This is a genomic window from Syntrophaceae bacterium, assembly GCA_013177825.1.
Taxonomy (GTDB): domain Bacteria; phylum Desulfobacterota; class Syntrophia; order Syntrophales; family PHBD01; genus PHBD01.
In genome coordinates this window covers 611,074-623,861 of record JABLXX010000002.1, presented here as the reverse complement: position 1 = coordinate 623,861, position 12,788 = coordinate 611,074, and the positions used below count along the sequence as shown (strand labels likewise).

Here is a 12,788-nt window from a genome sequence, read left to right as displayed (position 1 = left end):
CCTACTCCTCAATCGGCTCTACGATCATGTTGGCCCGGAACTCCTCCCTGTCGAGGAAAGGCCACATATCCTCCAGCGGCTTGGACGCCATGGAGCCGTCGGACTTCTGGTAGGATGCCACCCGCGGCTCCCGCACCTCGTCGGGAACGATCATCACGTCGCAGACCGTCGGTCCTTCCATGTCAAGGACCTGCCTGACCTGCCGCCTGAGATCCCGGGGATCTGAAAGCCGGACGGCATTCAACCCGTACGCCTCGGCCACCTTGACCACGTCCGGGAGCGTCAGGCCGCTGGTCGCATCGGCACCGGTCAGCCTGCCGAAATAGTTGGCCTGCGACGCGCGAATGGACTCGTATCCCCGGTTATTCATGACGAAAAACGTGACGGGGAGGTTCAACCGCCTCACCGTTTCCAGTTCCTGGATATTCATCTGGAATCCGCCATCTCCGTCCACGCTGACTGTCGGCCGCCTCCCGCTCGCGAGACAGGCCCCGATGGCAGCAGGCTGACTGAAGCCCATCGCACCGGTCCCCTTGTTGTGGAATACCCGCTGTCCTTCCTTGACCCGGAAGGCCGTGAGGAAGAGTTCACTCGCCACGCCGGCGTTGCCCGGGAGGACGACGTGATCTCCCGTCAATTCCTCCGAGAGGATGCTCGAGAAGGAATAGACGCTGATGCCCTCCACCCTGTCGTGGTGCTCGGGACGGACGAAGGGATACCGGGCCTTCCAGTCACTGCAACGGGCGATCCAGCCGGAGCGATCCTGAGTCGCCGTGCCGCCGGCCAGCCGTTTCATCTCCCGGAGGAACCGCCCCACATCGTCGCAGACCTGCAGATCGAGGATCGCTCCCACCTTTCTCATCTCGGCGGGGTCGATGTTGACCATAATTTTCCGAGCGGCCCTGGCGAGGCGTTCCGGGGCATAGGCAATCAGCGCCATGTCCAGGCGCGCCCCCAGGATGAGAAGCCAGTCGGAATTCTGAAGTGTAAAATTGGCGCCGCGTGAGGCGATGGAACCGGGCATCCCGAAACAGAGCCCATGGCTTGCCGGAAGCAGGTCCACGCCGAGGCGGGTCGTCAGGACGGGGACGCCCAGGAGATCCACCACGTCCAGGAAATCACGCTGCGCCCCGGCCAGGCGGATGCCGTTTCCCGCCAGGATGACGGGCCGCTCGGCGGTGGAAAGCATGTCGAGAGCCGTTACGACCGCATCCTTCAGGGTGCCCTCGCTTTCCTTCCCTTCGGGTCCGGAGGGAAGGAACCCTGCAAGGCCCTCCGGATCGACCTCGGATGCCTGCACATCCAGAGGGATGTCAATCCAGACCGGACCGGGCCGCCCCATCCCGGCGAGATGCAAGGCCTTCTCCAGATGATAACGGATGGTTCCGGGGTCCATGATCGTCACGGCATACTTGGTGACCGGCCCGACGATGGATACGATGTCGATCTCCTGGACGCCCATCTGCCGGACACCTGAGGACCCCGTAAGATCGGACCGCTTCACCTGTCCCGAAATGAACAGACAGGGTGTCGAGTCCTGCCACGCGGCCACAACGCCCGTCAGTGCGTTGGTTCCACCAGGGCCTGTCGTCACGAGGGCAACGCCCAGGTGATTCGTCACACGGGCGTAGGCCTCCGCAGCCACGGCGCAGGCCTGCTCGTGCAGGTTGCAGACGTACTCGATATCCGAACGGCGCCCGAGAGCGTCGTTCAGGTGCATGACTCCGCCGCCCGGAAGCATGAAAACATGGCGGACTCCATAATCGGCAAGAAAGCGGAAAACGTAATCGGAGAGTTTCATCCGTCGGATCTACCTGTTCGTTCGCTGCCTGTCATCCTGTATCCTTGCGCCGGTCTTCACGGGCGATTGCTCAGCACGTAGTCGACCAGTTCCCGGACGGCCCCGCCACCACCGGGCTTCCTGGTCACCAGCATCACCTTCCCGGTCACACGGTCGTGGGCACTGCACGGGGCGGCTGAGAGGCCGGCCAGTTCCAGCGCGGGGAGGTCGTTGACGTCGTCGCCCATGAAACAGACCTCTGCAAGGTCGAGGCCCCGTGTTTCCGCCAGGGTACGCAGTGCGGCCGCCTTGTCCTTGCAGCCCTTGAAGACGTCGGCGATTCCCATCTTCGCGGCGAACCGGTCGATCAGTGCGTTGTCCTCCCCGGATATCAGGGCAAACACCAATCCCGCTTTTCGGCCCAGGGAGATCCCCATCACGTCATAGAAGGAGAATCGCTTGCATTCTATTCCGTCGTGTCCCCAGTAAAAGGTCCCGTCGGTCAGAACGCCGTCCACGTCCAGTGCAATCATCTTGATCCCGGCCGTCATGGAGTCATCCCTTGCGGCGCAGCTTCTTCATGATCGTGATCTCCCGCTCGCAGACCCTCTTGACCCCGTCTCCCATGGCGATCTCCACGATGCGGATGTCCCGGACGAGGCGGATTACACCGCTGGTCCCCAGCGATGCGGCATGATCCGATCCCCACATGGCCCGCTCGAGGGTGATGTGCCTCTCAATGACACTCGCACCCATGGCTACCGCCGCTGAAGATGAGGGCAAGCCCGTTTCATGGCCCGAATACCCCACCGGGACCCCGTAACGTTCCCGGAAAAAGGGAATCACCTTCAGGTTCAGCTCCGAATAATCAGCCGGATAGGTGCTGCAGGAATGAAGGATCACGAGGTCCTGCTTCCCAAGGACTTCGACGGCGTGATCGACCTGCTCCAGGGTACTCATTCCCGTCGAGATTATGATGGGACGGCCCTTGCTGCGATAGTGCCGGAGGAGTTCATCGTCCGTCAGCGAGGCAGATGCGATTTTGAAGCAGGGCACATCGTACCGGGCAATAAAATCGATGGAGCCCTCGTCCCAGCAGGAGGCAAACCAGGGGATCTTCTTTTCCCGGCAGTACTGGTCGATGACATCGTATTCCGGCTTTTCGAATTCCAGGCCGTACTTCAGATCCCCGTTCGTCTCACCGAAGGGGCTTTCCCGCGGCTTGTTCAGCTCTTCCTGCGAATAGACGACATCGATGGTGCGCTTCTGGAACTTCACCGCGCTGCACCCCGCCACCGCGGCCAGGTCGATCAGCTTTTTCGCGATTTCAATGTCTCCGTTATGATTGATGCCGATCTCTGCGATGATGAAACAGGGGTGCCCATCGCCTACCAGGGTGTTCCCGATCCTGACTTCCGCCACGTTGCAGCTCCTTCCTTATTATTATGCTTCTCGATGCCACCGCATCGTTCTTCCGATGGCCGCATCAAGAGAGACTGTCTGCCTCAAGCAGAGTTCCGACATTGCTCTCGACGTGTCCGGCACATAGTGGTTCGGTGCGGTTCCTGGCACGGATTCGCCCAGAATCGACACCGCCGGCGGGGGAACCGAGCCCCGGGCAAATGCCCGTGCAAGACCAAGAATCGTGATTGCCGATTCGGAGCCGACATTGTACGGCCGGCAGGATTCTCCCTTGAACAGAATCGTCCAGAGCCACGTGGCAAGATCGGCGGCATACAGGTAGGATCGAACCGCTTTCCCATCTCCCCTGACGATGACGGGGCCGCCGGCCAGCGTGTCCCGAATGAAATCGCCGGCGGCAAAACGCCCGTTCAGCGGGAGATACGGCCCGATGAAGGAAAAGCAGCGGGCGATCTTGGCCTCGAAACCGCTTTCCTTTGCATGGAGAACGGTCAGCGTCTCCATGATCCGCCGGACGTGGTGATAGGCATTTTTCCCCGATGCAGGATTCACGGAACCTGCGAAATCCTCATGAACCCGCTCCATGCCGGCGGGAAGCGGCCCATAGACGGCGCCCGTGCTGGCGAGGAGCATCTTCCGGACACCCGATTTCATACAGAAATCGAGGACGCGGTTTGTCGCCCGGATCATTTCGTCGGCCATCCGAAGGGGCCGGCTCTCTTCCCCCTCCGGCTGCTGGTGGACGGCGGCATGGATCAGGTGTGTAAACGAACCCTGCGGGAACCGGAAATGCCCCATGTCTCCTGCAACCAGTCGGACGGACGGATTCCCCGCCAAATGGGGCGCCTTCTTTCCAAAGCGCCCGGGGTTGCGGGTCAGGACGACGGTCTTCGCCTTCAGCCCCAATTCACGGTTCGCCCACAGAAAACTCTCCAGCAGCCAGCATCCGAAGAACCCGGTCCCGCCGGTGATGAAGATCCGGCCGCCCCGCAGCTCTTCCCAAAGATCCCGGGTGCGGTCCAGGACACGGTCCAGATCCTCAGCCAGAGTATTTTCGGCGGCCTTCCGCAATCCCCCGCGGTTTCTCCGCCCGGCGGGGTCGTGAACGATGAAGTCTGCTGCCGGCTGCTTCTCTTTCACCATGATTTCCAGGGCGGACGGCCGCTTTCCCAGAGGGACTCCAGGTAACGCAGTTCCCGGACGGTGTCCATGCACTGCCAGAACCCGGGATGGCGGTAGGCGTAAACTTTGCCCTCCGCGGCGAGGCGCTCCATCGGGTCGTGCTCCCACATGACGTCGCGCTCGATGTAGTCCAGGGCGGCCGGCTCGATGACGAAGAATCCGCCGTTGATCCAGCCCTCGCTGACGACCGACTTTTCCTTGAAGCGGACGATCCGGTCGCCGTCGAAATCGAGCGCGCCGAAACGGGCCGGGGGCCGCACGGCCGTGAGGGTCACGAGGCCCTTGCGGGAGCGGTGAAAAGCCAGGAGCTTCTCCAGGTCCACGTCTCCCACGCCGTCGCCGTAGGTCATCAGGAACCGTCCCTTCGGCAGGAGCGGCGCGACGCGTTTCAGGCGGCCTCCCGTCATCGTTTCCTGCCCCGTGTCCACGAGGTGGACCGTCCAGTCTTCCCCGTTCGCACAATCCAGAACGCCGATACGGCCGTCGCCGAGGTTTACCGTGAAGTCCCGGTTGAGGGTGTGAAATTCGAGGAAATAGCGTTTGATGTACTCGCCCTTATAGCCCAGGGCCAGGTAGAATTCCCGGAACCCGTAGCGGGCGTAGTGCTTCATGATGTGCCAGAGCATTGGCCGTCCGCCGATCTCCACCATCGGCTTCGGCCGAATCTCCGTCTGCTCCGCCAGCCTCGTTCCCATGCCGCCGCAGAGGATCACGACGGGAAGCGTTTTCTTTCTTTTCATATTCGTGGACATCATCCTCCATCCTGGAACCGGGGACGCGGTGCCGTTTCTGCCTCTGCGAAACAATTCCCGAATAACGAAGGGATTGAAAGATTTGCTCCGGCAATCGGCGTCTGTTTCATGGTCACATTCCATCCATAAAGAATGTGACGGATATCACACAGATACAAAAAACGGAATCATGTCCTCCGTTTTTTTTCGTATTGCCCGATCTGGCGCAGAGACAGCGCCCGGTGGTTTCCCCTTCCCTCCTGCCATGCCCGGTACCAGGCGGCCGTCCAGTCAACGGCCTCCCCGGTGGAGAGGACGGGCTGCCAGCCGAGGATCTTCCGCGCCTTGTCGACACAGAGGGCCAGTGCATGTGCCTCGTGGGGCGCGTTTTTCCTGCCCCCTCCCAGCCGAAGCCTGCCGTCCGGCCAGCAGGTGACGAAGCGGGCCGCCAGTTCGCGGACGGGCATGGACGAGCCGTCGGCGGGACCGAAATTCCAGGGTCCGGAGAAGCGATCCGGCTCCTCTGCCAGCCGCCGGGCCAGGAAAAGGTAAGCCGAGAGCGGGTCCAATACGTGCTGCCAGGGACGGGTGGCCCCGGGATTCCGGATGACGACGGCTTTCCCCGCCGCCAGGGCCCGGACACAGTCGGGAATCAGGCGGTCCGCCGCCCAGTCGCCGCCGCCGATGACGTTTCCCGCCCGGGCGGTGGCGAAGCCGAACCGGGGCCCCCGTCCCCCGGTTCCGAAATAGGACCTGGCGTAGGCCCCGCAGACGATTTCCACGGCGCCCTTGCTGGCGCTGTACGGATCATGCCCCCCCAGAGGGTCTTCTTCCCGGTAGCCCCAGACCCATTCCCGGTTCTCGTAGCACTTGTCGGAAGTGACGATGACGACGGACCGGATGCTCTTGGTTTGCCGGATCGCCTCCAGGACATTTACCGTGCCGCCGATGTTGACGTCGAAGGTCTCCTTGGGATCTTCGTAGGAGCTCCGGACAATGGCCTGGGCCGCCAGGTGGAAGACGACTTCGGGCTTCGCCTCGGCAAAGACGTTGTGCAAGGCGGAGGGATCGCGGACATCCCCCTCCCGGTGGCGGATGCGCGTTTCAAGTCCCAGGATGGAAAAGTGGGACGGATCCGTCGCGGGCGGCAGGGCGAATCCCGTGACCTCCGCACCGAGTTTCCGGAGCCAGAGAGCAAGCCAGGAACCTTTGAAACCGGTGTGTCCCGTAACCATGACCCGGCGTCCCCGGTAAAAGTCTTCAAGCGGATTCATACCGGCTCATTCCCCCTTTTTCAGAAATTGTCGGAGGACATCCATGGTGTAGTCGATCTGGGGCTTTCCGATCCCCGGATAAGTGCCGATGAAGAAGGTGTCGTTCATGATCCGGTCGGCGCCGGACAGCTCCCCGGCGACGCGGTGGGGAACGTCCAGATAAGCCGGCTGGCGGAGCAGGTTTCCCCCGAACAGATTCCGCGTCTCGACCAGCTTTGCGTTCAGAAAATCCGTAACCTGCCGCCGGTTGAAGCCCGCCCCTTCGCGGATCGTAAGGGGAAAGGCGAACCAGGCGGGATCGCTTCCGGGTGTCGCCTCCGGGAGGATGAAGCGATCTTCCAGGGGGCGGAAGCACTCTGTCCAGGCCCGGAAGTTCTCCCTGCGGGCGGCACAGAACCGATCCAGTTTCTTCAGCTGCTCTACTCCGATGGCAGCCTGGATGTCCGTTGCCTTCAGGTTATAGCCCACGTGGGAATAGACGTACTTGTGGTCGTAGCCTTCCGGCAGGTCCCCGTGTCGGCCGGTGAAACGGCGTCCACAGGCGTTATTCTGCCCGGGCCCGCAATGGCAATCGCGTCCCCAGTCCTTCAGTGACCTGAGAATCCGAAGCAGGAGCGGGTCGGAAGACGCCACGGCGCCGCCCTCGCCCAGGGTGATATGATGGGCCGCGTAGAAGCTGAACGTGGAGAGAATCCCGAACGTGCCGGCCTGGCGGCCCTTGTATGTGGATCCCAGGGCGTCGCAGCAGTCCTCGATGAGGAAAAGATCGTACTCGCGGACAATGTCCAGAATCGCATCGGCATCGGAGGGGTTTCCAAGGGTGTGGGCCAGGAAAATGGCCCGCGTCCGGGGGCCGACGGCGGCGGCAATGTCTTCCGGGCGGGGATTGTACGTCGGGGGTGCAGAGTCGATAAAAACCGGCACCAGGCCGTTCTGGAGAATCGGGTTGACGGTTGTGGGGAATCCCGCCGCCGGCGTGATCACCTCGTCGCCGGGCAGGAGCCTCCGATCCCCGAGAAGGGACGACGTGAGGGACGTTAAGGCCAGAAGGTTCGCCGATGACCCCGAATTGACCAGGATCGTACCCGTAACGCCCAGCTTCGCCGCCAGGTCCTTCTGAAAACGCGCCGTATGGGGCCCTTCCGTGAGCCAGAATTCCAGGGAGGCGGCAACGGCCGCCTGAACCTCGCGCTCGTCGAACACGCGCCCGGCATAGTGAACGGGCGTTTTTCCCGGGATGAACCGCTTTCCGGCCTGTCCGGCGGCGTAGAGTTCCGCCACCAGCGACTCGATCTCCTCGCGAATCTCGTTTTGTGTCACATCGCGCATTCCGGGTTGCCTCCCTTCGGACAGACAGTGGCTCCTTTCCTCCTCCCGTTCTCGGAAGCCCTTCACCCTCCACCGGCCGGCCCCGAGTCCGGCCCCGTTCCCTCAGAGGCGGAACGGACCGTCCGGACGACCAAACGGAGAGATAATGCCAATGCCTAAAAGCCTTTCCGGAAAATGACGAGAAAAAGGATTTCCCATTCCCATGCGGAGTATATCTCCCGAATACGAAAAAAAACAGCACCTCCCCGAAGAAAGATGCTTTTTTTTAGTGGGAAGAAGAGTTCCCTTCGATTTTCCGGGCCTTCCCCAGATCTCTCGCCGCATTCGGCGCCCGCAGGTCTCACAGAAGAGGATGCCCGGGATAATAAACCTGAAGATTTGTTCCTCTATTGAGTCATGGACAGGTTTCAGGATGCTGCGGGTGCGGCACCGATCGTGTAACGCCCGGCCCGGATCTCGTCCGTAAGTTCCTGTTCGTTCCGGATCTCCCGCTCGAAGACGGTCACCCACTTCCCGATCTCATCGATCTGGTGGGCATCACTGCCGCCGGTGCCTGCAAGCCCCAGGATCTTCGAGACCTCCAGGGCCATCCTGTTTTCTTCCTCGCTGAGTTTTCCGTTGCAGACCTCCATCGCATCCACAAGCTGGAAAAGCCTCCGCTTCGCGGCCTGTTCGGGCGTCATTCGAAGCTGGCCGAAGCCGAACACCTTGAAGCCCCGAAACGGATGGGCGGCAATCATGAAGCCGCCTGCCGCCAGGACCTCCCGGCGCAGCTCCGCGATGGGGATGATATCGGGGACATGGACCGGGTACCGGAAGACCAGGATGTCTCCCTGGTCGGTGGTGATTTCGTTTCCGGAGAAGATCGCGATCCCCGATTGCCGTGCCAACTCGTCCAGCTCACCGCGTCCCCAGAGGGCGTGGTGCTCCGTCAGGCAGATGCCGTCCAGTCCCCGGCGTTTCGCCTCGGCCACCATTTCCAGGGGATCGATATGACTGCAGGGAGACAAGGGCTTCGTGTGGACATGCAGATCGACGATCATGAAATGTCGCTTTCTTCAAGGACGGCGGCATGCCGCCCCGGTTCTCTGGTCAGGATCATGGGAGACGGAAATTGATGGATCGATCCATTCCCTCAAAGATCTCACAGGGCCAGCGGAGTCCCCGGCGCTTCCGGGTGGTCGGCCAGCCAGGCGGCCGCCGAGGCTCCAAGGTCGGCCCCGGGATCGGTCTTCAGCTTTGCCGCCAGGGCTCTCGACAGCCGCGCCGGATCGAGGCACCGCCCGCACTCCGTGATGATCTCGGCGAAGTGCTCGCAGCCGTTACGCCCGATGTCCCGCATGACGGCCTGCATCCAACCCTCGGTGCGCAGCGACATCCCTACGGCGGATTGGAGCCTCTCCACGGCCTGGGGGCAGACGGGCGTCGTGTAGCGCTTCATCCAGCCCTTGACGGCCAGGATCACGCCGTCGGCGATGCGGACGTCCATTTCAATCTCCATGGCATAGATATGATCTTCCTGGGTGCCGTGAACGCGGACCGTATCCTCGTCCAGGAATTCCATTCCGACGAGCTGGCTCCGGCTGAAGGTGATCATGAGACACCTCCTTTCAGATCGAGCCCCCGGACGATCGGGCTGTCCTCGGCAAAGGCAACGCAGCTCCGGTACAGGCGGGGATTGGCCTGCAGCATGGCGCGGACGGGGGCAAGGCGTTCCTCCTCCGTAGTGTACGTGTATTTTTCGAATTCCTGTATTCCCGGCAGGGTGAAGTTGAGGATAACGGCGTTGCAGCATTCCAGCACCCCCTCGGTGAGGTCGATGTTGCCGCCGTCCCCGCCCATCAGTCCCCTGACGATCTTGCGCAGGCCTCCGCCGACCCGCACCCCGATCATCTTGCGAATGACTTCCCCTGCCTTGACGCCCTCCCGGTGAGGCGAGCGGCGAACGTGCGCGGCGGCATCGACGATCTCGAGGTCCGGCAGCTGAAACGTGAGGGTCATGTCCACATCGATCAGGTCGTCCGAGAGCCGCCAGTAGACGGCCAGGTTTCCCGTCGGCAGAGGCTCCACCTCCACCATCTTGTTTCGCATGAATGCTACGGTCATGAGGTTTCCTTTCGTTCCTTGATCCGCTGAGCCTTTTCCCTCTGCAACTCCTGCAGGGTCATCCAGTTGTCCTCCACCTGCCTGCGAGTCTCCTCCGGCGCGCCGGAGTTGTCGATCACGAAATCCACGTAGCTTTTCTTTTCCTCGACGGACATCTGGGAGCCCACCATGGCTGCGGCCATCTCCTGATTGACTCCGTCGCGTTCCATCAGCCGCCTCGCCTGTTCTTCCGGGGGCGTATAGACGAGCAGCAGCTTGTCGAACATGAAATTCATGTTGGTCTCGATGAGCAGGGGTACCGCCACCTGGATGATCGCGTCGGGATTTCGCAGCGCGTGCTCCTGCACCTGTTTCATGAAGGCCTCACCGATCCGAGGGTGTACGAAGCTTTCCAGCTTTTTGCGCTTCTCCATATCGGTGAAGATGATCTCGGACAGTTTCTTGCGGTCCAGGGCGCCGTCTTCCTGGAGAACCTGGCTGCCGAAATACGCGGCGATGTCCTTCAGGGCGGGCTGACCCGGTTCGACCACGATCCGGGCCAGGACGTCGAAGTCGATCAGGGGCGATCCCAGTTCCTCCAGCATGCGGGACACCGTCGACTTGCCTGTGGCGATGCTTCCCGTGACGCCCAGCAGAAGGGCCGTGCTGCTTCGGATTCCCTCGATCATGGCCGGCCCGGTCGCGTAAGCGCCGGGAAGTGCGCGCCCCAGGTCCAGTTCCGCCCCGGCCATGCTGATGGGATAACGGATCCCGCGCTTGTAAAGGGTCTCCAGGCCGTCGACGGCCTTGTCGAGCATTGCAGGCGGCAGGGCCATGACCAGTTCGTCGTCCTGGGTGTGGCCGTAGCGTCGCTCTCCGAAGCACGGAATGGTGAGGGAGGGCCTGCCGGTGAGATGGCAGCGGGCGATGGCATCGGAACAGGAGGACTCGCCCACGCAGAAGAACTGCATCACCTCGTAGTCTTCGAACTGGAGGGCGTTGATCAGGAGGATCATCTGGGCCGGATTGGCGTAGATGAGGATCAGGTCCGGATCGAAGGGGTTGTAGGCCAGGGGCGCCATGGCGACAGCCTGGTACTTCCCGGGCGGGATCCGGGGAACGGCGTTTTCGTACTTTTCTCCATCCCGCCTCGTCTTGGTCCAGATGATGCTCCGGAACGTCCCGTCCCTGAGGAATTCCGGCATGCCGGTCAGGCCGATGATGGACGTGCACATCGGGCCCACCATGTCCGTGTCGTCTGCCCCGACGGTCCAGTCGAAGCTGCGAACGAGGTTGATGAGCTGACAGAGGGTCGATTTGTGGCCCACCCTCCGCATGTACGGAATGGCGGACAAATCGGCCCGATTCTCCAGGAGCTTGAATGCCACGGGAAACGTCTTCAAGCGCAGCAGCTGTTCCATCCGACGGACGGATTTTCCCCAGTCACGCGTTGTCGCCACTTCAGTCCTCCCTAATTCTTTTTTGCTGCAGGTTCGGTTCTTCCGAATTCTCCTTGGGGATTGATACCATTGCGACGGGGCTTTCTATTATGAATGGTGCGGGTTGTAAAGCCGTTTCCCGTCTCCGTTCGCTTCTCCCGTTAAAACGGGATGATGCTCCCCGGCCTTTCATCGGGAGCCACGTTCCCTACCCCCAGATCATCCGGCACACCAGGGGATAGATCGTCCTCATCTTCTCCAGGACCGGCCCCCGCAGGGCACTCTGCTCCTCCTCCGTCAGCGGCTCCATGACGGGGATTTCCCTTCCCGCCACGTCCAGGTCGAATCCCGTGTTTTCCACGACCTGATCGAGCGTCACTCCTGGTAAGAGCGAATCCAGGACGACCCGCTTCCTATCTTCGTCGAATTTCATGACACACAGGGGCGTGACGACGTGGGACAGGCCGCCGCGCCGCCAGGGGGTCCTGGTCTCGCCGTCAAAAGCGGCGGCATTGACGAAATCCACCTTCGGCACAAAAAGCTTCTTCGTGTGCGTCATGGTGAAGAGGATGGTCCGCCGGCTCATGGAATAGAGCATGGCTGATCCCGCGCCTCCCGGCAGGCGCAGTTTGGGATGGTCATAATCTCCGATGACCGACAGGTTGATGCTGCCTTGCCGGTCGATCTGAAGGCCCGAGAGGAAGAACACGTCCACCTTCCCCTTCTGGGCAACCCCGAAGAACTCGTGGAGCCCCTCGGAAAGCCGGTTCTCCGGATCGCCATAGAGCATGGGCTCCAGGTCCGGGGCGTGGGTATGTTTGGCCAGGAGGCAACCTGCCGCCGGGAGGGGGGACAGCGTGCCCGTCACGACCATCTCGCCGTTTTTCAGGAGCCGGGAGATGGCGCCGATCATCTTTTCGAAGGATTCTGTCTGGCTGCTTCCCATGATGTTTCCCTCTCTTTGATGCTTTTATGAGACGTACGGAACACTCCGCTTCTACTTCCATTCCGAGGGTCTGAAGCCGACCTTCTCCAGGTAAGCCTCGTGATCCGCCGGTCCCGTGATGTACGTCTCCAGGTAATTCTGAAAAGAGGCCTCGTCCTTCGCGGCGGTGAGGTAGGTCATGATGTGGCCGGCGTCGATTTCGTAGCGGCCCGGGCATTCCGTGGGGTGGGCCCCGCCGGGCGCCACGACGACTGCGTCGACGTGCACAGGCGCCACGTAAACCTCCTGGAGGCCGGGCAGAACCTCGCCTGGTTCGACCAGATCCTCGATGACGGCGATGGTCTTTCGGGCTGCCGTGGCCAGCAGCCGATCGTTCCGGGCGCCCAGGACCGTAACACCGCCGAACCGGTCTCCCTTGAGGCCGTGGATAACCGCGACATCCGGGATGATGGGCGGAACCACGACATAGTCCTCACCCGAATAGGGATCCTTGACGACCTTGAAATCGTCCCGGATTTTCATGTAGTCCGTCCCCAGAAAACCGATGACGGGGATGAACGGCAATTGATGGGCTCCAGCCTGGAGCCCCAGGAGCAGGGC

General features: G+C 61.8%; 13 protein-coding genes. All 13 read right to left on the bottom strand.

Translation table 11 applies throughout. The features are described from left to right. Position 1: 1 nt before the first annotated feature. Positions 2–1,801 (bottom strand): thiamine pyrophosphate-binding protein, encoded by a 1,800-nt coding sequence (locus HPY65_07535; protein NPU84325.1) that lies wholly within the window; start codon positions 1,799–1,801, stop codon positions 2–4. 56 nt (positions 1,802–1,857) lie between these two features. Continuing rightward, the gene (locus HPY65_07530) at positions 1,858–2,331 is read right to left on the bottom strand and encodes an HAD hydrolase family protein (protein ID NPU84324.1); all 474 of its coding nucleotides are present in this window, start codon (positions 2,329–2,331) and stop codon (positions 1,858–1,860) included. Between the two features lie 4 nt (positions 2,332–2,335). Continuing rightward, entirely contained in the window at positions 2,336–3,202 is an 867-nt protein-coding gene (locus HPY65_07525; GenBank protein NPU84323.1) for an N-acetylneuraminate synthase, read from the bottom strand. 21 nt (positions 3,203–3,223) lie between these two features. After that, positions 3,224–4,345, bottom strand: a complete 1,122-nt coding sequence (locus HPY65_07520; GenBank protein NPU84322.1) for an NAD-dependent epimerase/dehydratase family protein — start codon at positions 4,343–4,345, stop codon at positions 3,224–3,226. Then, positions 4,339–5,124, bottom strand: a complete 786-nt coding sequence (gene rfbF / locus HPY65_07515; protein ID NPU84321.1) for a glucose-1-phosphate cytidylyltransferase — start codon at positions 5,122–5,124, stop codon at positions 4,339–4,341. The genes HPY65_07520 and rfbF overlap by 7 nt, the downstream gene beginning before the upstream one ends. A gap of 179 nt (positions 5,125–5,303) precedes the next feature. Continuing rightward, on the bottom strand, positions 5,304–6,389 hold the full coding sequence (gene rfbG / locus HPY65_07510) for a CDP-glucose 4,6-dehydratase (GenBank protein ID NPU84320.1): 1,086 nt from the start codon (positions 6,387–6,389) through the stop codon (positions 5,304–5,306). Between the two features lie 6 nt (positions 6,390–6,395). After that, positions 6,396–7,718 (bottom strand): lipopolysaccharide biosynthesis protein RfbH, encoded by a 1,323-nt coding sequence (gene rfbH, locus HPY65_07505; GenBank protein NPU84319.1) that lies wholly within the window; start codon positions 7,716–7,718, stop codon positions 6,396–6,398. A 407-nt stretch (positions 7,719–8,125) separates the two neighbouring features. After that, positions 8,126–8,761 (bottom strand): PHP domain-containing protein, encoded by a 636-nt coding sequence (locus HPY65_07500; GenBank protein NPU84318.1) that lies wholly within the window; start codon positions 8,759–8,761, stop codon positions 8,126–8,128. Positions 8,762–8,862: 101 nt separating this feature from the next. Next, a complete protein-coding gene (locus HPY65_07495) occupies positions 8,863–9,315 on the bottom strand; it encodes a DUF2889 domain-containing protein (protein NPU84317.1) in 453 nt (150 codons plus the stop codon). Further along, on the bottom strand, positions 9,312–9,824 hold the full coding sequence (locus tag HPY65_07490) for a DUF2889 domain-containing protein (GenBank protein NPU84316.1): 513 nt from the start codon (positions 9,822–9,824) through the stop codon (positions 9,312–9,314). The genes HPY65_07495 and HPY65_07490 overlap by 4 nt, the downstream gene beginning before the upstream one ends. Next, a complete protein-coding gene (locus HPY65_07485) occupies positions 9,821–11,224 on the bottom strand; it encodes a dephospho-CoA kinase (protein NPU84315.1) in 1,404 nt (467 codons plus the stop codon). The genes HPY65_07490 and HPY65_07485 overlap by 4 nt, the downstream gene beginning before the upstream one ends. A gap of 226 nt (positions 11,225–11,450) precedes the next feature. Then, entirely contained in the window at positions 11,451–12,188 is a 738-nt protein-coding gene (locus HPY65_07480) for a hypothetical protein (protein ID NPU84314.1), read from the bottom strand. A gap of 51 nt (positions 12,189–12,239) precedes the next feature. Next, positions 12,240–12,752, bottom strand: a complete 513-nt coding sequence (locus tag HPY65_07475; protein ID NPU84313.1) for a hypothetical protein — start codon at positions 12,750–12,752, stop codon at positions 12,240–12,242. Positions 12,753–12,788 lie beyond the last annotated feature (36 nt).

Coding starts and splice junctions, on each gene's coding strand:
- HPY65_07490 (NPU84316.1), bottom strand. CDS start 9,824: ATGACCGTAGCATTCATGCGAAACAAGATGGTGGAGGTGGAGCCTCTG.
- rfbF (NPU84321.1), bottom strand. CDS start 5,124: ATGAAAAGAAAGAAAACGCTTCCCGTCGTGATCCTCTGCGGCGGCATG.
- rfbG (NPU84320.1), bottom strand. CDS start 6,389: ATGAATCCGCTTGAAGACTTTTACCGGGGACGCCGGGTCATGGTTACG.
- HPY65_07520 (NPU84322.1), bottom strand. CDS start 4,345: ATGGTGAAAGAGAAGCAGCCGGCAGCAGACTTCATCGTTCACGACCCC.
- rfbH (NPU84319.1), bottom strand. CDS start 7,718: ATGCGCGATGTGACACAAAACGAGATTCGCGAGGAGATCGAGTCGCTG.
- HPY65_07530 (NPU84324.1), bottom strand. CDS start 2,331: ATGACGGCCGGGATCAAGATGATTGCACTGGACGTGGACGGCGTTCTG.
- HPY65_07535 (NPU84325.1), bottom strand. CDS start 1,801: ATGAAACTCTCCGATTACGTTTTCCGCTTTCTTGCCGATTATGGAGTC.
- HPY65_07480 (NPU84314.1), bottom strand. CDS start 12,188: ATGGGAAGCAGCCAGACAGAATCCTTCGAAAAGATGATCGGCGCCATC.
- HPY65_07485 (NPU84315.1), bottom strand. CDS start 11,224: ATGGAACAGCTGCTGCGCTTGAAGACGTTTCCCGTGGCATTCAAGCTC.
- HPY65_07500 (NPU84318.1), bottom strand. CDS start 8,761: ATGATCGTCGATCTGCATGTCCACACGAAGCCCTTGTCTCCCTGCAGT.
- HPY65_07495 (NPU84317.1), bottom strand. CDS start 9,315: ATGATCACCTTCAGCCGGAGCCAGCTCGTCGGAATGGAATTCCTGGAC.